Genomic DNA, 21,498 nt, shown 5'->3' with positions numbered 1-21,498 from the left:
ATGGACGAATTCGCCGTCGAAACGCTCGCGGAGCCGTCGCTCTCCGACCCGGTGTTAATCGAGGGACTTCCGGGCGTGGGCCACGTCGGCAAGCTCGCCGCCGAACACCTCCTCGAAGAGTTCGAAAGCGAGCCGATTCGCCGGCTCTACTCCGAGCACTTTCCGCCCCAGGTCAACGTCGAGGACGGCCGCGCGAAACTCGCCTGCGCCGAACTCCACGCAGTGGAGGCCGATGACCAAGATCTCCTCGTCCTCACGGGCGATCACCAGCCCCAGGAATCCACCGGCCACTACCGCCTGACCGACCGCGTTCTCGACATCGCGACCGAACTCGGGGTCGATCGAGTCTTCGCGCTCGGCGGCGTTCCGACGGGCGAGCTGATCGACGAGTACGACGTCATCGGAGCCGCGACCGACGACGGCGTCATCGACGAGCTCGAAACCGCAGGCGTCGAGTTCCGCGAGGACCAGCCCGCCGGCGGCATCGTCGGCGTCTCCGGCCTGCTCCTCGGCCTCGGCGAGCGCCGCGACCTCGACGCAGCCTGTCTGATGGGAGAGACCAGCGGCTATCTCGTCGATCCCAAGAGCGCGCGCGCGGTGCTCGAAGTCCTCGAAGCAGCCATCGGGTTCGAAGTCGAATTCGACTCGCTCGAAGAACGTGCCGACGAGATGGAGGAGGTCGTCCAGAAGATCCAACAGATGGAGGGCGGCCAGCAGGCCACCGACGACAACCTTCGGTACATCGGCTAGGAACCACCTTTTTACTTCGGGGTGGTTCGAAATCGCTACGCGATTTTTCGTCATCACGAGACGGCGAAGCCGTCTCGAACGACATCGCGCGCCTCCGGCGCGCTCAACCCCTCGCAAAAATGTGGATCAAAAACACCCGCTCACTCCTTGCGATCGTTTGCGGTACGACTACTGATCCTCTCCGCAACCGCACCGCCCGAGCCCTCGGGTGCTCACTTCGTTCGCACCCTCGCCATCGATCCACCAGGCACGCACCGCGACCGCACCGCAGCCGCAACCACCTCAGTCGTCGTTTTGGGCGCGCTCGATCCGGCTTTCGGCCTGGCGGAAGAGACCCCGAAGCGTCGTGACCTCCCGGCCGGTGGGGTGGGCACGACCGAGCAGCCGCCGGATGAGGCGACCGGTCTTCGCGTGCTTCTCCTCGGGGTGGTCGATCGCATCGAGAAACGAGTCGAACTGGTCGTAGAGCCCTTCGAGCGCGCGCTCGTCGGCGCGTTCGTGTCGATTGCCGGGATGTTGGCTCCCGTCGAGATGCAGATCACGGAGTTCGTAGAGCGCGACCGTCGCGGCCTGACCGAGATTGAGAACCGGGTACTCGGGGCTCGCAGGGATCGAACACACCTCGTCGATCCGCACGATCTCCTCGTTCGATAATCCCGTACTCTCGCGACCGAACACCAGCGCCACGTCAGCGTCGAGGCCGGCGAGATGGTCGCGGAGTTCGGTCGGGGTTCTGAACGGATACCGGACGTGTTTGCGTCCGTCACGGTTCGTGGTTGCCGTGAAGCCGATGGTGTAGAAATCGGTGACGAGCGACTCGAAGCTCACCACGTCGTGGTTCGGGAGGACGTCTTCGCGGGCGTGGCCGGCGAAGCCGTACGCCTCGCCGTCGGGGTCGAGTTCAGGCGGATCGACCAGTTTCAAATCACTGAACCCGAAGTTCTTCATCGCCCGCGCGATCGTCCCGACATTTCCAGGCGTCTGGGGATCGACGACGGCGACGGAAACCTCGCCCATCAGTCGATGTCGAGACTGTCGAGATCGACCGCGTTGGCCTCTCGTTCGGCTTCGGCGGCCGACGTGGTGCCCGAGACGTGCGGCACGACAGTCGGATCGGTGTCGACGTGTTCGACACCGCCGTACCCATCCGGCGCGCGGCCACCGTCGAGGAACCACTCGTGGAAAGCGTCCTGGAGCTCCGGCTCACCGCGGTGCTCGTTTCCACCCTCCTCGCGATACCAGTAGAGGAAGTCGGGTTCGTGAGTCTCACAGACCACGACCTCGCTCAGGGGTTCGCCGTAGACCGCTGCGGCCTCGTTGCACGCATCGAGGTTCTCGTCGCCGTGGAGCAGCCAGCACGCGTGACACGGCGAGTCGATCACTTGACGGAGCCGGACGACGCGCTGGCGGGTTTCGTACTCCATCGCGTCGATCGGCTTGATTTCGCCGTCGTCGGTGAACACCGCCGACTCGTCGAACCGCCAGCCCCGCAGCCCGATACTTACCTTGCCCATACCGCGAGAAAGTGACTCGCGCCTAAAAGTCGCGCGTGTCGCGGACCCGCCTGACAGCTACAACGACCGCTGGAGGGATTGTAGCCGGGCGATCCGATCGTCGGTGTCCGGGTGGGTTCGCAGGATTCGTGCGGCGATCTCCCTGAGCGGCTGTGTTTCGCGGTAGAGGTACGGCGCACGATCGCCCTCCGGGCCGAGCATCAGCGGCTCTCGGGACTCGGCTTCGACCGGTTCGGGCGGAACGATCGAGAAGGCGGCGATACTCGCGCTTGTGCGGGCATCCGTGGTCGGGATTTCCGTGGCCGCTTCGTCGAGCGTCGATAGCGCGCTCGCGAGCGCGGCCGGCGAGCCAGTGATGGCGACTGCGCCGCGGTCGGCCGCGAGCTCACGGTATCGCGAGAGCAGACGGAACATCACCCGGCCGACAACCCAGAACAGCCCCGCGACGGCGAAGATGACGGCTCCGACGATGCCACCGACCGAGCTGCTCTCGTGATTCGGGTCCTCCCAGCCGCTGCTCGCCCAGTCCATCAGCGTCTGTGCGACGACCAGCGGCAACGACATCGCCATCATCACCGCGACATCGCGGTTCTTGACGTGGGCGAGTTCGTGAGCGACGACCGCCGACAGCTCGTCTCCGTCGAGCACGTCAAGCAGTCCAGTCGAGACGACGAGCGTCGCCCCATTTCGGGTGCAACCGGTCGTGAAGGCCCGTGGCGCGGTCGTCTCGGCCACCAGTACGGTCGGAACCGGGAGGTCTGCCTGGCGGGCAACGCGATTGACGAGACGGTGGAGATCGGGGAACTCCTCGGGGGACGGTTCACGCGCGTCGACGCTCCGGAGGACGAGCGAGTCGCCGTAGCGCCCTTCGATGACGACGATAGCGACGACGAGTACGATCGTCGCACCCGCGCCGGCGACCCCAGTCAGTCCACCGGGAAGGTAGCCGTTCCGCGCGGCGAGGGCGGCCAGCCACGAGAACGCGACGAACAGCACGCCGGCAAGCGCCGCTGCCACGACGGCGAGCGACCCGACGGCCACGACCATTCGAACGTGGAGCATCCAGTCGTTCGTCCACTCCATCGTCGGGTGGTCATCGGCCGACGGAATACATCCATCGTTCCGAAAACCACAGACCGGGCCGGCTTTGTACGACGAAGCCGTCCAACCCACATGACCGTCGACGCCGCCGGCCTCCCGATCGGCGACGATCACCCGCCACGGATCATGGGCGTGCTCAACGTCAGCGACGAGTCGCCCTACGATCCGAGCGTGTTCGACGATCCCGACGAAGCGGCCGCGTACGTCGACGACCTCATCGCCGACGGGGCGGACATCGTCGACGTCGGCCTCGAATCCGCGAACAAGCGCTTCGATGTGCTTTCGGCCGACGAGGAACGCGACCGACTCGACACCGCGCTCGAAACGATCGAGCGCGCCCGCGACGACGCGGTGTTCTCGATCGAGACCCGCTATCACGAGGTCGCCGCGGCCGCGCTCGATGCGGGCTTCGACATGGTGAACGACGTCTGCGGGTTTGCCGACCCCGAAATGGCCGGCGTCTGCGAGGCGCGCGACGCCGCGGTGGTGAAGATGGCGAGCCCACCCGACCTCGAACGTCCCGGCGCGCTCACCACCGTTGAAGAGATCCACGCCGCACTCGACCGCGAACTCACCGCGAAGACGATCGTCGATCCCGCCTTCGGCGGGTGGAGCGAGGCGAAAACCTTCGAGGACGACCGCGAGATATTCGGCCGACTCGGCGAGTTCCGCGATCTCGACCGGCCGATGCTGGTTTCGATCAACCGGAAGAACTTCCTCGGCGAGATCGTCGATCGTGAGACGGAAGGCCGACTCCCGGCCAGCCTCGCCGCGACCGCGCTGGCAGTCGAGCGCGGCGCACACGTCATCCGGACCCACGATGTGGCCGAAACACGGGATGCAGCCCTGATCGGCGACGCGCTCGGTGATCGGCGCGAACGCGTCCCGGCAGAGGCCTGAGATGCAGTTCGAGGAGTGGGAGCCGGTCTACGAAGCGATCCTCGACGACTTCGGGTTCGACCGCGCGGCCGACGAGCGCGTGCGAGACATCCTCGTCGGCTTCACCGAGCCGTTCGATCTCGATCGGCTCGACCTCACGGGCGAGTCAGTCGTGATCGCCGGCGCTGGCCCCTCGCTCGAAACCGATCTCGACTCGTTGTCGGACGAACTACTCTCGGAGGGGGCCGTGTTCGCCGCCTCGACCGCGGCCGACCGCCTCCGTGAAGCCGGTATCGGGGTCGACTGTATGGTAACAGACCTCGATAAGAACCCCGACACGGTACGCGACCTCACCGAGCACGGCACGCCGGTCGCGGTCCACGCCCACGGCGACAACGAACCGCTGGTCCGAGAGGTCGTCTCGACGCTCAACGCGACGAACGTACTCGCGACGACCCAAGCCGCACCCGTCGGCGCAGTCCGAAATTTCGGTGGGTTCACCGACGGCGACCGTGCGGCCTTCCTCGCCGATCACTGCGGGGCGAAAAGCTTGAAATTCGTTGGATGGGATTTCGACGACGACTCGGTCGGGTCGATGAAGCAGCAGAAACTCACGTGGGCCGAACGGCTGCTGTACTGGCTCGAACGCCACCGTGACGAACGATTCACCGTGCTCGATGGGCGACGTGAGGAGATCGACATCGGAGCGTTGCCGATCAAGTAGCGAGGAACCGGCGATTAGGGTTCGAGAACGACCTTGCCGGTGCTTTTGCGGTTCTCGATATGCTCGTGTGCTGCGGCAGCGTCTTCAAGTGGGAAGGTTTCGCCGACGATCACTTCGAGATCGCCCTCGGTTAGCAACTCGGTGAGACGCGGCACGGCGCTCAGCACGCGCTCGGGGTCGCGCTGCATCGACTGGCCGAGATGGTAGCCGTAGACGGTGTAGTTGTTGAACAGCAGCGTGCTGGTATCGGGATAGCCCGGTTCGCCGCTCGCTGCGCCATATGAAACCATCCGACCGAAGTGGGTGAGACAGTCGAGGCTCTCCGTGGTGGTGTCGCCGCCGATGCCGTCGAGCACGAGATCGACGCCCTCGCCGTCGGTGAGATCGTTGACTTCCTCGGCGAAGTCGGTCTCGGTGTAGTTGATCGGATGATCCGCGCCGAGGCGTTCGGCGAGGTCGAGCTTCTCTTGGGTGCTCGCAGTCCCGAAGACTTCGGCTCCAGCCTCGCTCGCGAGCTGGGTCGCCGCGGTCCCGACGCCGCCTGCCGCCGCGTGGATCAGCACCCGCTCGCCCTCCTCCAGCCCGCCCCACTCGAACAGGGTGTTGTGGGCAGTCAGGAACTGGACCGGAAAGCCCGCGGCTTCCGTGAACTCCATCGATTCGGGCACGTCGAACAGTCCGGCAGCGCTGGCGGTGACGGACTCGGCATAGCCCGCGTCGGTCATCGCGACGACGCGCTCGCCGACCTCACGATCGACGCCCTCACCGACCGCGCCGATCGTGCCGGCAGCCTCCATTCCAGGGACGTAGGGCGGACTCGGCCCGCCCTGATAGTGGCCGCGGCGCTGCATGATATCCGCGAAGTTGACGCCCGCCGCCGCGACGTCGATCCGGACCTCGCCCGGTCCTGGGTCGGGCACGTCGCGGTCGGTCGTCTCGATGACGTCACGCCCGCCGAATTCGGTGACTTCGATGGCCTGCATCACCGTTTCTTCCCGCGCCACCCGGATAAACCATCCGGCCGTGGTTTACTCGTCTTCGACGGTTCCGTCGTCCGACGGCTGCGATGACTGCTGTGGCTGCTCGTCGACGTCGGCTTCGAGATCGGTGTCCGCTTCGGCGTCGGTTTCCGGGTCCGTCTCGCCCGTTGGTTCGACAGGTTCGGGCTCCGGGACGTCGATGACGTCGTCGGGATCGAGCGGGTTGCCCGCGGTCGCCCGCGTCGTCACCGGTTCCCCACGGACGAGTTCTGGGAGGATGATCCGTGCGAAGTGGACGACCAACACGAGGAGGAGCGGCCCGAGAAACAGGCCGTACCATCCAAAGAGGAGGGGGCCGACGATGTACGCGATCATCACCGAGCCAGTGTGGAGCGAACGGCCCGAGACGTACGGCCGGAGGACGAGGTCCGGAATGGTGTCGACGATCACGAGCGAGACCGCCGCGAACACCAGCGGGAACCAGAGCAGCGTCGGGTCGATGAGGGCGGCCTGTCCGGCGAGGACGAGCGCCACAGGGATGTAGACGATCTTCATCCCCACCACCGGAACGAGACTGCCAACGCCGGTGAGCAGTCCCAGCAGGGTGGCCGACGGGACCCCGATTTCAGGGGGGCTGACGACGTCGAGAGCGTTGTACGAGATCGCGGCGAGGACCGCGGTCGCAAAGGCGTTGAGGATGTTCCCGAAGTAGATCGTCTTGAGGTTGCGATCGACCGCATCGAGGTAGGCGTACGCCGCCGTCCGCTCGCCCGCGAGTTCGGTCCGGAACCACGCCGCGAGCTTGTGATCGTCGCGGAGGAGGTAGAACGCGAGCGCGAGCACGATGAACAGATGGAGAAGCGCGTTGCCGGCCGCGCCGAGATATCCCGTCGTCGTGCCGAGCGCCTCACCGAGGGATTCGAGCCCGCCCGGCCCGAGATACTGCTCGGGGTTCTGTACCGCCGAGGTCACCAGCTCCCGCAGGTTGTCGATCCCGAGCCCGCCGTCCGCAAGGATCGGCTGGACGAGGGCGTCGAGCTGCTCCGCGTTGGTGCCGGCGAGGCTCTGGAGTTCGGTGACGGCCACCGAGACCGTGTACGCGACGAGCAGGATGATCGGCAGCGTGATCGACAGCAGCGAAACCGCCGCAGCGAGACTCGATGTCGGGATCCAATCCGCGATCCGGCGGTGGATCGGGCGCGTGATATAGTAGACGAACAGCCCGAGGACGAACGTGCCGATGTACCGGTAGACGACGAACGCGAGCGCGGCCCCGAGGGCGATCGCCGCCAGCCACAGCGGGATCCGCGAACGGTCGTAGCCATCCAACAGGCTGGCCATGACTCGGGGAGGGCTGGTGTGCGTAAAAAGTCGTTGTGCGTGAATACAGGACGACGATCAGTCGTCGCTCGGTCCGGAACCACCCGTCCCGGAGCCGCCCGTCCCGCTCGGGCCGCCCGGACCGCTGTCGTCGTCGAAGGAGTCGCTGTCGTCGAACGTATCGCTGTCGCCGAGCGTGTCGTCGCTTCCACGACTCCGGCGGCCGCTTCCGTCTTCCTCTGCGATGTCGGACGCGCCGCGTCTCGCCCGGCGCATCCAGCCGTCGATGTTGTCGGCGACGCAGTCCTTGCTGCCCCAGCCGAGACCGATGCCGATGGCGATGGCCGCTGCGAGCCCGAGCGCGCCGAACAGAGCCATGACGAACGACGCGAACAGCGTCGTGAGCACGGACGTGTCGAACCCGGCCGTGTCGAGCGCGAAGACGATGACGATGTAGTAGACGAACAGCTGGACGACGAGACCGGCGATGTCGGCCGCCCGACTCCTGTCGGCGCTCGCCACGAGGTCGCCGAGGAGGTCGGCGACGTAGATGCCGACGACGAGGACGGCGAGGCCGCCGAGAAGCAGCGGGATCTGGCCGATGAAGGCGGTTAGCGGTTCCGAGAGCGCCGACGATCGGCGGGATAGCTTCGAGGAACCCGTCGACCAACGGTTGCAAGGGTTCTACGAGATCCCGCGGGAGATCGACATGGAAGGTCTCGCCGCCGAGTTCGATATCTCCGACCAGTCGGTGTCCGAACGCCTCCGGCGCGGCCACCGGAACTTCGTCCGCAACGGGCTCGGCTGGGGCTCGCTCGGCGACGAGGACTCGACCGACTAACCGAGACCGAACACCAGCGCGACCACCCACGGCCGCGATCGACGCCAGTGACCAACGATCAGGCACCGGAGATTTATGCGCCATACGAACCATGACTTCGTATGCCACACGACTGTACGTTTCTCGCCGACACTCTCGACGAGGAGCAGGTTTCGCTCGGCGACGACGACCGCGATTCGCACGCCGGTGACTGGGGGACACCGGAGGAAGACCGCGTTAGGCCCGATGCGGTCTGCTGGCCCGAGTCCACGGCTGACGTGTCGGCGGTCCTCGCGGCTGCGAACGACCGAGACGTGCCGGTCACGCCCTACGCGGCGGGCACGGGGATCGAGGGCAACGCACTCCCCGCCCGTGGCGGCGTCAGCATGGATCTCACGCGGATGGATCGCGTGCTCGACGTTCGGCCGGAGGACTTTCAGATCGACGTCGAACCGGGTGTGCTCGGTGGGACCCTGAACGACGCAGTCGCCGAGCACGGCCTGTTCCTGCCGCCACTACCGCAGTCCGCCGACATCTCGACGATCGGCGGGATGATCGCTACCGACGCGAGCGGTGCGAAGACGGTGAAATACGGCGAGGTCCACGACTGGGTGCTCGAACTCGAGGCAGTCCTCGCCGACGGCACCGTGATCGAAACGGGCAGCAAAGCGAAGAAGACATCAAGTGGCTACAATCTGAAAGACGTTCTCGTGGGGAGCGAGGGCACGCTCGGAGTCGTCACGCGCGCGACGTTCGAACTCGAACGCCAGCCGGAGCAGATCCGCGGCGGTCGCGCAGTGTTCGCGACGCTCGACGACGCCGCGACCGCGATCGCGGCGACGATGCAGGCGGGATGCGACGTCGCCACGATCGAGCTCCTCGACCAGGTGAGCACGAAGATTGCGGACGCCTACTCCGGCACCGATCTCCCCGACGCACCCACGGTGTTCCTCGAGTTCCACGCCAATCATGGGATCGACGCCGAGATCGAAGCCTGTCGCGAGATCTTCGACGAACACGGCGTCGAACGCTTCGAGATGGCGGCCGGCACGGAGATGGACGAGCTCTGGGCCGCTCGGCGCGACCTCGCGAACGCGCTGTTGGCTTACGACCCGCCACGCCGACCCGCAAAACCGGGCGACGTCACCGTCCCGATCAGTCAGTACCCCGATCTCGTTCGGTACGCGAAAACACTCGGCGAGGAACACGTCCTCGACGTGCCGTGTTTCGGCCACGCCGGCGACGGCAACGTCCACTACAACGTGCTCGTGGACCCGAACGACCCGGAAGAGCTCGAAGCGGGCCGAGAGATCTCGGACGCCGTGGTCGAGCGGGCGATCGAGATGGGCGGGACCTCGACCGGCGAACACGGCGTCGGCCGGGGCAAGCGGAGTTACATGATCGCCGAGCACGGCGAAGGGACGGTCGACGCGATGCGGGCGATCAAACGGACACTCGACCCGAACGCCACACTGAACCCCGGCAAAATCTTCCCCGCAGCCGACGACGAACGACTGTAGGCCGATTCTCTCGACCAAGGCTCATTCAACGAGCTACGTCGCCGTCGGTTCCGTGGCCGACGATCCCGTCGTCGGAGTCGGCGACGTGTTCGAGGAGGTCGCGGAACCGGCGTCGGCTGTGACGGGCACCGCGGTGATCATGGATACACCGGGGGCCGTGGCTGTGGTAGTCGGTGCATCCGTCCCGTTCGAGGGTGTCGTGGTGACGTTCGGAGTGGTCGTGGTAGCGTTCCGGACGGCCGCCTCGTACCACGACGGACGCTCGACGGTCGTCGATCCCAGGTCGGTGTAGCGCACCCGGCGACTGACCCGAACCGGATCGCCGTCGAGCGACGCAGTGTAGTTCAGGCGGTACTCGTGGACGAGTCCCCAACGATCGACGAGGGCGACCAGCGCGACGTTGCCAGGCGCGTCCCACTCGTCGTCGAGGGCGAACGCGCTCGTCAGATTGGAACCGCGGACGCGATAGAGCCGGGTCCCGTTCCGAACTGCCTGCCCGACGACCCGGGTTTCCATCGCGCCGAACACCGTCGCGATCCGTTCGCTGTTGGTCGGATCGCCGTCCATCACCCGTCGAACCGGGAGTGGCCCGTCGTCGCCGTCGATGATCTCGTACGTCGTTTCGTCGGTGGTCGACCGTACGGAGAGGGTTCGGTTGCCGTTCGACCAGAACCGCTCCTCGATCACGGGGAACGAGGCGCTCGTTTGCGATCCGGACCGAACGACAGCGTAGCGATCCTCGTCCGGCGTGAGCCAGGCCTCGACCGTTCCGTTGCTGTATATCATCCCGCTCGGATACACTACACTGCTGTTTTCGTGGAGCGTATAGGACGATCCGTCGAGGATCGAGGCGTGGGCGTTTCCGAGCGCGAACGGATCGACGACGCCATCGCCGGTGAGCCCCGGCGCGAGTTCCGGACGGGGCGTCGGTGTCGGCTCGTCCGTCGGAACGGCCGCGGGCGTGACCGTTCGCGTGGGTGTCCCGTCGCCGCCGAGCGCGAGGCCGTTGCAGCCGGCGAGAACGACCGCCAGCACGAGCACCGCCGCGACGCGAGCCGAACGATCCATCCGTCGATCGTTAGCACATCGCGTGTATAAATCGTCCGCCGCGGATCAGTCGTGAACCAGGACGTCGAGGACGTCGGGGCCATCGCGATCGAGCGCAGCTCTGACTGTTGGCGCGATCTCGTCGGGTGATTCGATCAGTTCGCCGCGTGCGCCGTGACTTTCGGCGTTCGTCGGGATGTCGACGGGTGGTTCGAACTCCATTCCAACCCAGTCGTAGTCGTCCTCGCTGCCGCCAAAGAGGTCGAGGGTGTTGTCCTTCAAGATGCGGTAGTTTCGGTTGTCGGGGATCACGACCGTGAGATCGAGATCGTGGCGCGCGGCGGTGTAGAGGCTGTGTGGGTAGTAGAGATACGACCCGTCTCCAACGAACCCGAGGACATCGCGTGGGTCGTCACGCTGGCTCTCGGCGAACGCCGCGCCGACCGACGCCGGGAGACCGTAGCCGAGACCGCCACCCTTGTTCGAGATGTACTGCTCGGGCTGGAGCGGCCACCGCGTGAGCATCGCGTACTTCGCGGTCACGCCCTCGTCCACGATGAACGCCTCCAGTGCGGCCTCGTGGAGCGCGTCGACGAGTTCGGCCTTCGAGGCGCGGGGATCGTCGCCGTTGTCGCCCCCACCGATCGCCGCCATCTGGGCCTCGACCATCTCCTTCACCGACGCGACCGTTTCGAGTCGCTCCTCGCGCTCCGATTGGTCGAGCCGGTTGCGAACCCTAGCGGCGATCTCGCCCAGTACGATACCCGGATCGCCGATCACCGCGGCGTCGGCGGGCTGGTTCTTACCGATCTCACGGACGGCGTCGCTGAGGTGGATGCAGGTGGTGTCGTCGCTCACCAGCGCGCGCTCGTGGCGCGTCAGCGTGGTGTTGGTCGAACAGCCTGCGAACACCACCGTGTCAGCGTCGAGCAGCGTCCGCGCGAGATCCTCGTCCGGCGGGATCGGCGAGATCCACTGGTCGTGATCCATCGGGAAGTCGACCTCACACGACAGAATCTCGCCGTGGACCCGCGTGCCGGCGGCCTCCGCGAGGTCGACCGCGGCCGCGACCGCGTCCGCCCCGGCGCGCGCGATGTGATCGCCGACCACCAACACCGGCGCGTCGGCCTCAGCGAGCAGGTCGGCCGCGCGCTCGATCGCCGCAACGTCGCCGCCGCCAGCGGTGGGAATCGGGCCGAGTCGCTCGGGATCGGCGTCGGTCTCGGCGAGCATCGTATCGAGCGGGAGTCCCAGAAAGACGGGACCGGTCGGCGGTGTGAGAGCGGTTCGGATCGCCCGGCGGACCATCGTCGGAACCGAACTCACGTCGAGCACCTCGTGACTCTGCTTGCAGAACTGGCGAGTCAATCGGAGGAGGTCACCGGAGAGGATCGGCTCCTCGTGGCGGAAGTCCGTGCTGTGATTGCCGGCGGTCACGAGCAGCGGCGCGCCGGCGATCTTCGCGGCGTAGAGGTTCCCGAGGCCGTGGGCGAGTCCGGGCGTGGTGTGGAGGTTCGCCACCCCCAACGGGAGGATCGAGTCGTCGTGGTGGGCGTGATACCGACGAGTCTGGGCGTAGCCGCCGGCCATCCCCACCGCGATGTCCTCGTGGAGTCCGAGGACGTACTCGATCTCGCTGTCGGCGATCGCGTGGACCACGGGGAGTTCGGTGGTGCCGGGATTGCCGAAGACATGGGTCACGCCGTACTCGGCGAGCGCATCCACGAACAGGTCCGCGCCGGTATAATCAGTCATCATCGTTCGATCGTGCGCTGCGGTGAAATAGTTCATCCTATTTCAGAGAGATCATCTACTAAAATTCGATTCTATATTATTGAAATTCATGTCTGGTAGGGAAGTCAAGATATGTTGTTCAGAATAGTCGATGCCCGTTGTATCCTATTGAGAACAGAATCAATATCTTCGCTATTATGCACTAAGGTACGGTTGGCATGCATGATCTTGTTGCGCAGTTCATTTACACTTCCTAACTGTTTTTGACATTGGTTCTTAGAACTGAACCCACATTCCGCTACAAACTCGCTATCTGAAGAAGTTATCACCTGGATCATATCGGTTAGTGTCATGTATTCCGCTATATGTACATCTAAACCTCTTTCCTTATCTTTTTGCCAATTACCGATTGTAGATGCTCTCAATTGGGGATATAATGATTTCTCCTCTTCATGTTCCCTCTCAATCTTTTCTGAGAGGATATCTGCCAACTCTGCTATTGCTGGGTACAGTTTCTCTTTCGTTCGTCTCTTGTTCATATCGAACAGAGTTATGATAGAATAAGCACTCTTTTCCAGTTCTTCCTCCGCGCGGTCTGGGAATTGATCTTCCAGTTCTTGTGCAGTCAGCCATGTCGAACTATCATCAAACGAATCTAAGTCAGTTGGTTCAAAGTTGCTACTGCCAATTCCGGAGTGTGATATTTCTGTAAATGAACCCGTAGCCCCTGTTGGGTCAATACTGAACAGAGAAGTGGGATAATTATCAATCAAGAGGAATGGATGACAAGTGAGTTTTTCTAGCACATCAATCACACTATCTTCACCATTTATATACTGATCTGAGTCAATCGTTTTCAAACAACCTTCATTTCTATCATAATACTTTTTATCAGCAGGTATTGGTATGTATGTGAAATTGCTGCTAATATAGTGGTCTAGATTGTCGCCATAATTCTCTAATCGTTCATGGCTTGCTGGTGAAGCAATATCTGCCGCACTTGCTTCTTCTAAACTCGAAGCCATAGCCGGACTAATGAACGGCGAGACATAATCATTGTTATCAAACTACTATATCCATCCAATCTCGGACACAGAAAGTCTCTGGGTCGATAGCTTTTCACCCACACACAGTCAATTACTACTATGGCAAACGAAACGGAGCGAGCCACGCTCGCTGGCGGCTGTTTCTGGTGTATCGAGGCCCCGATGGAGGAACTCGACGGCGTGCTCGACGTGACCTCGGGCTACGCGGGCGGCCACACCGAAAATCCGACGTATCGGGAGGTCTGCTCGGGTGACACGGGTCACGCCGAGGTCGTCCAAGTGGAGTACGATCCCGAGCGTATCGCGTACGAGGACCTGCTCGACGTGTTCTTCACCGTCCACGACCCGACACAGCTGAATCGGCAGGGCCCGGACGTCGGCACCCAGTACCGATCGGCGATCTTCACCCACGACGAAGGACAGCACGAAACGGCCGAGACGTACATCGACGCGCTCGACGCCGAGGGCGGGTACGACGATCCGGTCGTGACCGAGATCGAATCACTGGAGGTGTTCTACGAAGCGAGCGAGGAACACCAGAACTACTACGAGAAGAACCCCGACGACGCCTACTGTTCGTTCCACGCCCAGCCGAAAATCGAGAAGGTCCGCGAGAAGTTCACCGAGAAGATCGCCTGACGATCGAAGCCGCCGTCAGCGCGTCGATCAGTCGTCGTTTTCTGTTCCCACGCCGCCGTCGGTAGTATAGCCATCGCCGCCGGTCGGTTCGTCCCCGGTCGTGGACTCCGTTCGGGTGGTGAAACTGAAGAACGGTTCCTCGTCGGGCATGGCGAGCTCTTCGCGGTAGTAGTCCCGCGCGGTGATGTAGCTCCCGTACACCAAGACGAGGAAGTACAGCGTGAACGGCAGCGCCATCACTGGCGAGAACGACTGCATCGCGCTGAACGCCGGGAGTCGAAGCGTCATGACGCCGAGGAAGGCGAGCAACACGCCCCACCACGCCCGGTTGCGCGCGTTCGGGTTCTCGTCACCGAGCGTGATCGCCGACAGCATGAACACCGCCGAATCGAGCGTCGTGAGGATGTACCCCACCATCACGAGCACGAGCAGGACGCCGAGCACGTTGCCGTACGGCGTGATACTGATGGCGGTGGCGACGGCCGCCGGGATGTCGTTCGCGGCGAGGGCGTCGCTGACGGGACCGAAGTACTCCGGTGAGAGCACCCAGCCACCGATGATACCGTGTTGGGCCCAGACCAGCCCCGAAGGAACGACGACCAGTGCGACGAACGTCTCGCGGATGGTGCGACCCTTCGAGACGCGGGCGACGAAGCTCCCGACGAACAGCCCCCACGCGACCCACCACGCCCACCAGAAGCTCGTCCACTGCTGTGGCCAGCTCCCGCCGCTGGTCGGTGCGGCGTAAAACATCAGCCGCGGGAGGTTGTTGAGCCAGATTCCCGTCGCATCGAGCGTGAGGTTGAGGGTGAACAGCGTCGGGCCGACGACCAGGAGCATTGCGGCCGCGAGCGCCATGAACACCATCGTCAGCCGGGCCGCGTTCTGGATCCCGCTGCGGAGGCCGAGCCAGACATCGCCGAGGAAGACCAGCCCGATGAGAGCGAACAGCCCGTAGGTCAGAGTCGTCGCCTGCAACCCATAGACGGTATCGAGGATCGTCGCGAGCTGTTGGGCGGTGAAACCGAGCGACGTGGCGATGCCGCCGACCATCGCCACGAGCGCCGAGAGATCGACGAGCCAGTAGAGCCAGCCGTGCTCCTCTCGATCGAACACCACGTCGAGCATCGAACTGAGCTTGTACTCCGAGACCGACTGGGTGTAGATCATCAGGGCGAAGGAGAGCGTCACGGGGATGTACCACATCGCCATCCCCGGGAACGACTCGTGGAGAAACATGAACGCGAGCGCGAGCGGTTTGAGCGCGGCTCCGCCGACCGGGAACGGCTGCGGCGGCGGGTTGTTCACGATCTGGACCGGCTCGCCGACGCCCCAGACGACGATAGAGCTGCCAAAGCCCACGGTGAACACCATCGCGATCCACGAGTAGAGTCCGAACTCGGGTTCGGCGTCCTCGCCGCCGATGCGGATCTTGCCGTACCGCGAGAACGTCATGAACAGGCCGAAGACGATCATGACGCCGCCGAGCAGCATGAACCACCACCCGAAGTTGTGCAACACCCAGTCGTACGCGCCGTTCAGCGTGCTGGTCAACAGCGACGGGTTCACGAGGCCCACAGTTACGAGCGCCACCAACACCCCGATCGTCACGAAGAACAGCCCGGTTTCGCCCCAATCGGCCTCGTCGAGGCCGAGTACGTGCCACACTCCCATCGTTAGAGATGGAACTGTGCCATCGCACGGTCGGTAAGGAGCGGTCGGTAACGCTGGCCGGGATCGTCCCGCCGCCACGATTGCAAACGATTCCGATAGATTCGATGCCACAACCGATTCCGTTCGGTCGACGATGTCAGTCGATGATCGCTCACGAACAGTGCTCGGCATGAACGCAGTTGCACGGGTAAACCCCACGATCTCGGAAAGAAAAATCAGGACAGAGACACCTCGATTGGGGCGATTGTGGGCGATTCACACCGACGGGCGTGCACAGATCCAGCCCGTTCCCGCGGTCCCGATCGGTGCGGAATGTGGCGTTCGTTCCGGCGTGAAAATGCGCCCTCGGTGCGAGTCGATGCGACCGTGGGAGAGTGTCAGGGAGCGAGCGTTTCGATGGTCGCGTCGATTTCCTCCCTCGTCGCGTCCCGCGGGAACGAGACGGACACCGCGTCGACGCCGTCGATCGTGGCGAATTTCTCGAAGCGCTCGCGGGCTTCCGCGGGCGTCCCGGCGACCGCGAGCGAATCGAGCAGGTCGTCGTCGATAGCCGCGAGCGCCGCCGCGCGGTCGTCGTCCTGCCAGTTGTCGTAGATTTCGTTGGCGGTTTCCTCGTGGCCGACACGGGAGAGGCTGTCGCGGTAGAACGTTCCCATCCCGCCAACGTAGAAGGCGACGTGCTGGCGGACGGACTCGCGGGCGCGTTCGCGGTCGTCGAGCGCCGCGCAGGTCAGCGAGAGTGTCGTTCGCACGTCGTCGGGATCTCGGTCGGCGAGGTCGGCCCCGCGTTCGAGGTCCGCCAGGCGATCGCGGACGCCCTCTCTGGTGACCATCAGCGCGTGCCAGCCGTCGGCGAACCGGCCGGCGAGCTCCACGGCCTTGGGCCCCATCCCGGCCGCATCGACCGCGGGCGGCGGCGAGGGTGGCTCACACCGCAGGCGAAAGCCCGAGAGATCGAAGTACTCGCCGTCGTACTCGACGGGTTCGCCCGAGAGGACCTGCTTCACGATCTCGACCGTCTCGCGCGTGCACCGGAGCGGGTTGCCGTAGTCAACGCCGTGCCAGTTCTCGATTACTGCGGGACCTGACGGGCCGAGCCCGAGCCGGAACCGCCCCCCTGAGACCTCCTGGAGCGTGGCGGCGGTCTGGCCGAGCAGCGCGGGCGAACGCGAGTAGATCGGGGCGATCGAGGTCCCGATCCCGATCTCGTCGGTCCGGTGGGCGATGCTCGTTAGTACTGTCACGGCGTCCCGACCCCACGTTTCGGGGAGCCACGCGCGGTCGTAGCCTCGTTCCTCGGCCCGGACGGCTTGCTCACAGAGCGCGTCGACGCTCGGCTGGGCCGCCACCGGCAAGAACACCTCGCGGTCCGCGGCGGCGTCGGTCATGCCTCGGGGGTGGACTCCATGATGTCCGGCACACCGCGTGCGGTGAGCGTCTCGCCCACGATGTACGATGAGGCGGGGCTCGCGAGGAACTGCGTGATATCGGCGATCTCCTCGCTCGTGCCGATCCGGCGGTCGACGTCGTTCCGATCGATCTCGTCGGCGGTGACGCCCATCTGGCTGGCGACGCCTGGCGTGGCGACGAAGCCTGGCGCGATGCAGTTGACCCGAACGCCGTCGTCGGCCCACTCGAATCCGAGCGTCGACGTGAGGTTGACGATTCCCGCCTTCGCGGCGGCGTAGTGGCTCATGTAGGGCGCGCCGAGCTGGCCCGCGACGCTCGCGAAGTTGACGATCGTGCCGCCGTCGTCCTCGCGCATCACTTCGCCTGCGGCCTGGGCGCAGTGGTAGGTCCCGTGGAGATTGATGTCCACGATGGTCTTCCAGCCGTTCTCGGAGATCTCCTCGAAGTTCGCCATGAAGCTCGCGCCCGCGTTGCTCACCAGCGTGTCGAGCCCGTCGAACTCCCCGACTGTGGCGTCGACCAGCGCCTCGACCGACTCGCGGTCGCGCACGTCGCACTCGACCGCGACCGCGCGGCCCCCGTCGGCGTCGTTGATCCCCTCGGCGACCGGATCGACGTTGTCCTGCTCGCGCGAGCAGATCACGACGTCCGCGCCGTCGGCGGCGAACCGCTCGGCGATCGTCCGTCCGATCCCGCTCGACGCACCCGTGACGATCGCGGTGTCGCCGTCGACGCTGAACTGGTCGGTCGTCACTGCATCCACCTCGGTGTGGTTGTTGTCATCGCGTCGGGCAAATCGGGCGGGACGATAATAAATCCCGGCGCGGGCCGTGTTATGTTGGTCGAGATTTCGTTTTTCTCGGCGGTGGCGCGCGGGAGCGCGTCGAAGACGCGCGACTCGTGCGAGGTCTGTGCGAGCGGAGCGAGCACAGGCTCGTCAGAGCGAAGCTCTGACGGTGGATGAGCAAAGCGAGTGGAACGAGCGCAGCGAGTGAGGGAATCGGCTGGGGAGGACGTGGCTTGCGGTTCTCAGTTGTATCGTGATTCGTCTCAGATGAGTCGACGATACTAGATTTTTATGATTGAGTCATCAGTTCGGGAGCCAAGATCACAAACGAGTCTGCCAAAGGACTTGAGCAGAGCGTGAAAAAGCAGTTCCAGACAAGATATGGACGAATCACAGTACGATGCGGTGTTCTGGGACATCGGCGGCGTACTCCTCGATCTCGGCTCGGTTCGAGCGGGCCACCGCGCGTTCGTCGGGGCGCTCGCCGACGAGTACGATCTCGACGAAGAGCAGGCGCTCGACACCTGGCGCGACGAGCTCGGTACCCACTTCCGCGAACGTGACGGCAACGTGTTCCGGAGCGCGCGGGCGGGCTACGAGCGCGCCGTCGCGGCGATGGTCAATCACGAGGTGGCCGAGGACGACTGGCTGCTGGCGTTCGAGCGCGCGACCCGCGAGCAGCTTGAACCCGTGAGTGAGACAGTTGAAACGATCCGCGCCCTCGACGGACGGGTCCACCAGGGAATCGTCAGCGACATCGACACCTGGGAGGCCGAGCGCCTGCTGGCACAGTTCGACGTCGTGGCTCACCTCGATGCGGTGACGACCTCGGAAGAGGTCGGTCACACCAAGCCCGATCGGGCGATGTTCGCGACCGCCCTCGAAAAGGCGGATGTCGAGCCCGCGCGGACGCTGATGGTCGGCGATCGCTACGAGAACGACATGGTGGGCGCGTCGCGAGCCGGGATTCACACTGCAGCGTTCGGCGGGAGCGCGGCCGACGCCGAGCCCGACGATCCCGTCGTGGACCACCGGATCGACGATCCCCGGGACGTGCTCGCTCTCGTCGGCGTCGAAGCCGAGGAGTGGCAGCCAGACGGGTAAACCTACTTCCGTCGGCCGGGCGCATGGGAGACGATGACGGACGAACCATCGGAATCGTCGGAACCCTATGGTGAAAACCGCCAGCGCGACGTCTACGCGTCGGGAATGCTCGCCGACGACCCGCCCGACCATCCGGTTCGGTACGCCGACCTCGAACGCAAAGGCAAGGAAGCGCTGAGCGAGGAGGCCGCGGCCTACGTCGCCGGCGGGGCCGGCACGGAGAGCACGGTCGCGGAGAACCGCCGCGCGTTCGACGACTGGCGGATCGTCCCCCGGATGCTCAGAGACGTCGCCGAGCGCGACCTCCGGGTCGACCTCCTCGATCAAGAGCTGGAAGTTCCGCTCCTGCTGGCCCCGCTCGGCGTGCTCTCGATCGTCCACGACGAGGGCGAGCTCGCGGTCGCGCGGGCCGCCGCCGACCGCGACGTGCCGATGGTGCTGAGCTCGGCGTCGTCCTATACGATGGAGGAGGTCGCCGACGAACTCGGCGAGACGCCGAAGTGGTTCCAGCTCTACTGGTCGGCCGATCCAGACATCGCTCACAGCTTCATCGACCGAGCCGAAAAAGCGGGCTACGACGGGATCGTGGTCACGCTCGATACCCCACTGCTGGGCTGGCGCGAGCGCGACATCGAGCAAGGCTACCTCCCCTTCCTCGACGGCGAGGGCGTGGCGAACTACTTCTCGGACCCGGCCTTCCGCGACCGCCTCGACGTCCCACCGGAGGAGAACGAGGGCTCGGCAGTGATGGAGTTCATCGATATCTTCGGCGATCCGTCGCTGACGTGGGAGGACCTCGCCGCGCTCCGCGAGGAGACCGACCTGCCACTCGTCGTCAAGGGCGTGCTCCACCCCGAGGACGCCGAGCGTGCGGTCGAGTGCGGTGCGGACGGCGTGATCGTCTCGAACCACGGCGGCCGCCAGGTCGACGGCGCGATCGGCGCGCTCGCGGCGCTCTCCGGCGTAGTTGAGGCCGTCGACGTTCCCGTGCTGTTCGACAGCGGCATCCGGGGCGGCGCAGACGTCGTGAAGGCGATCGCGCTCGGGGCCGATAGCGTCCTGCTCGGACGGCCCTACGCTTACGGCCTCGCGATCGACGGCGAGGCGGGCGTCGGGAGCGTTCTCGACGATTTCCTCGCGGATCTCGACCTGACGCTCGCGCTTTCGGGACACACGAGCTTCGACGATCTCGATCGGTCGGTTCTGATCGACCGTCGTGGACCCGGTTCGGATGGTCCCTGATCAGTTGCCGAATCCTGCGGCCCCAGTCTCGCGAAGGCGTTCGAGGTCGGTATCGTCGTAGCCAGCCTCGCGGAGCACCGCGGCAGTGTGCTCGCCGTGCTCAGGCACTCGTTCGGCGGCGTCGGCGTGGTCGGACGACTGTACCGGAAATCCGATCCGTGGCGGTGCGTCTGCGGATCGTTCGATCACGTCACGGGCGGCGGTCTGTGGGTGATCGATCGCTTCCGAGAGGGTGCGGACGGGCTCGACAGTCGCATCGACACCCTCGAACTGTTCGTCCCACTCCGCACGGGTCCTGGTGGCGAACACATCTGACAGGTCCTCGCGCAGCGCTTTGCGGATCGCCGGGTCGGTGCTTCCGTGACTGTCGACGAGGTCCTCCCGGTCGACTGTCTCGCAGAAGGCCTGCCAGAACGCGGGTTCGAGCGCCGCGAGAGTCACGTAGCCACCGTCGGCGGTTTCGTAGACGTCGTACCACGGCAGCGCGCCGGTCAGCGCGGTCTCGCCGGGCCGTGGACTGGGCGTTCGATCCGCGAACGCGTCGGGCGCGATCGCCTGTGAGAACGAGAGCAACACGTCGGTCATGGCGACGTCGATGTACTCGCCACCGGTGTTGCCGAGTTCGCGTGAGTAGAGCGCGCCGACGATCGAAAACGCCGCGAAGAGGCCGCCAGCCATGTCGGCCACGGGGACGCCGGGGATCGACGGTCGCGAGTCGGGACCGTGCCTCGTCATGTCGAGCAAACCCGAGAACGCGGCGTAGTTCAGGTCGTGACCGGCGCGTGCTCGCCGGGGCCCGGTCGCGCCGTAGCCCGACAGCGAACAGTAGACGATCTCGGGGCTGTGCTCGCGCACGGAATCGTCGTCGATCCCGAGGCGGCCGGTCACGCCGGGGCGGAACCCCTCGATCAGCACGTCGGCGTCGGCGGCGAGCGCGAAGAACGCCTCGCGGCCCGCATCGGACTTGAGATTGAGCGCGACGCTTCGTTTGCCGTGGTTCACGGCGTCGAAGAGGGTTCCGTCGGCGTCGGTGAGCGCCATCCCGCGAACCGGATCACCGCCGTCCGTGTCCTCGATTTTCAGCACGTCCGCGCCGGCGTCGGCGAGGAGCTGGGTGGCGTACGGACCGGGGAGGTAGCGCGTGAGATCGAGCACGCGAACGCCGTCGAGTCGCATGTCGGTGCGTCTCCCGGCGTGAGGATAACGC

Annotated in this window: 21 protein-coding genes; 8 read left to right on the top strand and 13 right to left on the bottom strand. The window is 65.0% G+C overall.

The annotated features are described in order from the left end of the window. Positions 1 to 750, top strand: coding sequence for a proteasome assembly chaperone family protein (locus C449_RS07255; RefSeq protein ID WP_006077333.1), 750 nt, complete (start codon positions 1 to 3; stop codon positions 748 to 750). A gap of 282 nt (positions 751 to 1,032) precedes the next feature. Here C449_RS07255 and C449_RS07250 read toward each other — a convergent pair whose 3' ends face one another. Genes C449_RS07250 through C449_RS07240 form a run of 3 tightly spaced genes read right to left on the bottom strand, consistent with a single transcriptional unit; the run spans position 1,033 to position 3,347 of the window. Beyond that, on the bottom strand, positions 1,033 to 1,767 hold the full coding sequence (locus tag C449_RS07250) for an RNA methyltransferase (protein WP_006077332.1): 735 nt from the start codon (positions 1,765 to 1,767) through the stop codon (positions 1,033 to 1,035). Then, positions 1,767 to 2,264, bottom strand: coding sequence for a hypothetical protein (locus C449_RS07245; protein WP_006077331.1), 498 nt, complete (start codon positions 2,262 to 2,264; stop codon positions 1,767 to 1,769). The genes C449_RS07250 and C449_RS07245 overlap by 1 nt, the downstream gene beginning before the upstream one ends. Before the next feature lie 57 nt (positions 2,265 to 2,321). Continuing rightward, positions 2,322 to 3,347: a M48 family metalloprotease gene (locus C449_RS07240; protein ID WP_241430090.1), complete on the bottom strand. Its 1,026-nt coding sequence runs from the start codon at positions 3,345 to 3,347 to the stop codon at positions 2,322 to 2,324. 90 nt (positions 3,348 to 3,437) lie between these two features. Here C449_RS07240 and folP point away from each other — a divergent pair, with 90 nt between their 5' ends. Next, on the top strand, positions 3,438 to 4,265 hold the full coding sequence (gene folP, locus C449_RS07235; protein ID WP_006077329.1) for a dihydropteroate synthase: 828 nt from the start codon (positions 3,438 to 3,440) through the stop codon (positions 4,263 to 4,265). Between the two features lies 1 nt (position 4,266). Further along, complete coding sequence (locus C449_RS07230; protein ID WP_006077328.1) at positions 4,267 to 4,968, top strand: 6-hydroxymethylpterin diphosphokinase MptE-like protein; 702 nt, start codon at positions 4,267 to 4,269, stop codon at positions 4,966 to 4,968. A gap of 14 nt (positions 4,969 to 4,982) precedes the next feature. On the opposite strand, the gene C449_RS07225 is transcribed toward C449_RS07230, so the two are convergent. The 3 genes from C449_RS07225 to C449_RS18630 are packed head-to-tail and all read right to left on the bottom strand — an operon-like array spanning position 4,983 to position 7,856. Further along, on the bottom strand, positions 4,983 to 5,951 hold the full coding sequence (locus C449_RS07225) for a quinone oxidoreductase family protein (RefSeq protein ID WP_006077327.1): 969 nt from the start codon (positions 5,949 to 5,951) through the stop codon (positions 4,983 to 4,985). Between the two features lie 45 nt (positions 5,952 to 5,996). Then, on the bottom strand, positions 5,997 to 7,289 hold the full coding sequence (locus tag C449_RS07220; RefSeq protein WP_006077326.1) for an AI-2E family transporter: 1,293 nt from the start codon (positions 7,287 to 7,289) through the stop codon (positions 5,997 to 5,999). A gap of 57 nt (positions 7,290 to 7,346) precedes the next feature. Further along, positions 7,347 to 7,856, bottom strand: coding sequence for a hypothetical protein (locus C449_RS18630; protein ID WP_338035213.1), 510 nt, complete (start codon positions 7,854 to 7,856; stop codon positions 7,347 to 7,349). Between C449_RS18630 and C449_RS07210 the strand changes: the two genes are divergently transcribed. Together C449_RS07210 and C449_RS07205 are read left to right on the top strand one after the other, a co-directional pair. Beyond that, positions 7,819 to 8,109: a helix-turn-helix domain-containing protein gene (locus C449_RS07210; protein ID WP_152415675.1), complete on the top strand. Its 291-nt coding sequence runs from the start codon at positions 7,819 to 7,821 to the stop codon at positions 8,107 to 8,109. The genes C449_RS18630 and C449_RS07210 overlap by 38 nt on opposite strands. Positions 8,110 to 8,210: 101 nt before the next feature. Then, positions 8,211 to 9,608 (top strand): FAD-binding oxidoreductase, encoded by a 1,398-nt coding sequence (locus C449_RS07205; protein ID WP_006077323.1) that lies wholly within the window; start codon positions 8,211 to 8,213, stop codon positions 9,606 to 9,608. A gap of 33 nt (positions 9,609 to 9,641) precedes the next feature. On the opposite strand, the gene C449_RS07200 is transcribed toward C449_RS07205, so the two are convergent. From C449_RS07200 to C449_RS17795, 3 genes are all read right to left on the bottom strand, one after another. Continuing rightward, positions 9,642 to 10,676 carry a DUF7537 family lipoprotein gene (locus C449_RS07200; protein ID WP_006077322.1) on the bottom strand — a complete coding sequence of 345 codons (1,035 nt, stop codon included), beginning with the start codon at positions 10,674 to 10,676 and terminating at the stop codon, positions 9,642 to 9,644. A gap of 45 nt (positions 10,677 to 10,721) precedes the next feature. Beyond that, the gene (locus C449_RS07195; RefSeq protein WP_193790584.1) at positions 10,722 to 12,413 is read right to left on the bottom strand and encodes a thiamine pyrophosphate-binding protein; all 1,692 of its coding nucleotides are present in this window, start codon (positions 12,411 to 12,413) and stop codon (positions 10,722 to 10,724) included. Positions 12,414 to 12,514: 101 nt separating this feature from the next. Then, complete coding sequence (locus tag C449_RS17795; protein ID WP_152415674.1) at positions 12,515 to 13,414, bottom strand: hypothetical protein; 900 nt, start codon at positions 13,412 to 13,414, stop codon at positions 12,515 to 12,517. A 120-nt stretch (positions 13,415 to 13,534) separates the two neighbouring features. Between C449_RS17795 and msrA the strand changes: the two genes are divergently transcribed. Then, positions 13,535 to 14,074, top strand: a complete 540-nt coding sequence (gene msrA / locus C449_RS07190) for a peptide-methionine (S)-S-oxide reductase MsrA (protein ID WP_006077320.1) — start codon at positions 13,535 to 13,537, stop codon at positions 14,072 to 14,074. A 27-nt stretch (positions 14,075 to 14,101) separates the two neighbouring features. On the opposite strand, the gene C449_RS07185 is transcribed toward msrA, so the two are convergent. The 3 genes from C449_RS07185 to C449_RS07175 all read right to left on the bottom strand — a co-directional run bounded on the left by C449_RS07185 (position 14,102) and on the right by C449_RS07175 (position 17,912). Continuing rightward, complete coding sequence (locus C449_RS07185) at positions 14,102 to 15,748, bottom strand: BCCT family transporter (RefSeq protein WP_006077319.1); 1,647 nt, start codon at positions 15,746 to 15,748, stop codon at positions 14,102 to 14,104. A gap of 377 nt (positions 15,749 to 16,125) precedes the next feature. Continuing rightward, a complete protein-coding gene (locus C449_RS07180) occupies positions 16,126 to 17,136 on the bottom strand; it encodes a TIGR04024 family LLM class F420-dependent oxidoreductase (RefSeq protein WP_006077318.1) in 1,011 nt (336 codons plus the stop codon). Further along, positions 17,133 to 17,912: an SDR family NAD(P)-dependent oxidoreductase gene (locus C449_RS07175; protein WP_006077317.1), complete on the bottom strand. Its 780-nt coding sequence runs from the start codon at positions 17,910 to 17,912 to the stop codon at positions 17,133 to 17,135. The genes C449_RS07180 and C449_RS07175 overlap by 4 nt, the downstream gene beginning before the upstream one ends. Before the next feature lie 414 nt (positions 17,913 to 18,326). Between C449_RS07175 and C449_RS07170 the strand changes: the two genes are divergently transcribed. Together C449_RS07170 and C449_RS07165 are read left to right on the top strand one after the other, a co-directional pair. Continuing rightward, entirely contained in the window at positions 18,327 to 19,049 is a 723-nt protein-coding gene (locus C449_RS07170) for an HAD family hydrolase (RefSeq protein WP_006077316.1), read from the top strand. Between the two features lie 33 nt (positions 19,050 to 19,082). Further along, positions 19,083 to 20,291 (top strand): alpha-hydroxy-acid oxidizing protein, encoded by a 1,209-nt coding sequence (locus tag C449_RS07165; protein WP_006077315.1) that lies wholly within the window; start codon positions 19,083 to 19,085, stop codon positions 20,289 to 20,291. Here C449_RS07165 and C449_RS07160 read toward each other — a convergent pair whose 3' ends face one another. Continuing rightward, on the bottom strand, positions 20,292 to 21,467 hold the full coding sequence (locus C449_RS07160) for a CaiB/BaiF CoA transferase family protein (protein WP_006077314.1): 1,176 nt from the start codon (positions 21,465 to 21,467) through the stop codon (positions 20,292 to 20,294). Positions 21,468 to 21,498: the final 31 nt, after the last annotated feature.

The sequence above is a fragment of the Halococcus saccharolyticus DSM 5350 genome, assembly GCF_000336915.1.
Taxonomy (GTDB): domain Archaea; phylum Halobacteriota; class Halobacteria; order Halobacteriales; family Halococcaceae; genus Halococcus; species Halococcus saccharolyticus.
This window is presented reverse-complemented; position numbering and strand designations above follow the sequence as displayed.

Bases quoted from the DNA above. Each gene is read 5' to 3' on its own strand.
- C449_RS07230 (WP_006077328.1), top strand. From the start codon at position 4,267: ATGCAGTTCGAGGAGTGGGAGCCGGTCTACGAAGCGATCCTCGACGAC.
- msrA (WP_006077320.1), top strand. From the start codon at position 13,535: ATGGCAAACGAAACGGAGCGAGCCACGCTCGCTGGCGGCTGTTTCTGG.
- C449_RS17795 (WP_152415674.1), bottom strand. From the start codon at position 13,414: ATGGCTTCGAGTTTAGAAGAAGCAAGTGCGGCAGATATTGCTTCACCA.
- C449_RS07245 (WP_006077331.1), bottom strand. From the start codon at position 2,264: ATGGGCAAGGTAAGTATCGGGCTGCGGGGCTGGCGGTTCGACGAGTCG.
- C449_RS07180 (WP_006077318.1), bottom strand. From the start codon at position 17,136: ATGACCGACGCCGCCGCGGACCGCGAGGTGTTCTTGCCGGTGGCGGCC.
- C449_RS07165 (WP_006077315.1), top strand. From the start codon at position 19,083: ATGACGGACGAACCATCGGAATCGTCGGAACCCTATGGTGAAAACCGC.
- C449_RS07225 (WP_006077327.1), bottom strand. From the start codon at position 5,951: ATGCAGGCCATCGAAGTCACCGAATTCGGCGGGCGTGACGTCATCGAG.
- C449_RS07240 (WP_241430090.1), bottom strand. From the start codon at position 3,347: ATGGAGTGGACGAACGACTGGATGCTCCACGTTCGAATGGTCGTGGCC.
- C449_RS07210 (WP_152415675.1), top strand. From the start codon at position 7,819: ATGCCGACGACGAGGACGGCGAGGCCGCCGAGAAGCAGCGGGATCTGG.
- C449_RS07200 (WP_006077322.1), bottom strand. From the start codon at position 10,676: ATGGATCGTTCGGCTCGCGTCGCGGCGGTGCTCGTGCTGGCGGTCGTT.
- folP (WP_006077329.1), top strand. From the start codon at position 3,438: ATGACCGTCGACGCCGCCGGCCTCCCGATCGGCGACGATCACCCGCCA.
- C449_RS07195 (WP_193790584.1), bottom strand. From the start codon at position 12,413: ATGATGACTGATTATACCGGCGCGGACCTGTTCGTGGATGCGCTCGCC.
- C449_RS07170 (WP_006077316.1), top strand. From the start codon at position 18,327: ATGGACGAATCACAGTACGATGCGGTGTTCTGGGACATCGGCGGCGTA.
- C449_RS07220 (WP_006077326.1), bottom strand. From the start codon at position 7,289: ATGGCCAGCCTGTTGGATGGCTACGACCGTTCGCGGATCCCGCTGTGG.
- C449_RS07185 (WP_006077319.1), bottom strand. From the start codon at position 15,748: ATGGGAGTGTGGCACGTACTCGGCCTCGACGAGGCCGATTGGGGCGAA.
- C449_RS07205 (WP_006077323.1), top strand. From the start codon at position 8,211: ATGCCACACGACTGTACGTTTCTCGCCGACACTCTCGACGAGGAGCAG.
- C449_RS07250 (WP_006077332.1), bottom strand. From the start codon at position 1,767: ATGGGCGAGGTTTCCGTCGCCGTCGTCGATCCCCAGACGCCTGGAAAT.
- C449_RS07160 (WP_006077314.1), bottom strand. From the start codon at position 21,467: ATGCGACTCGACGGCGTTCGCGTGCTCGATCTCACGCGCTACCTCCCC.
- C449_RS07255 (WP_006077333.1), top strand. From the start codon at position 1: ATGGACGAATTCGCCGTCGAAACGCTCGCGGAGCCGTCGCTCTCCGAC.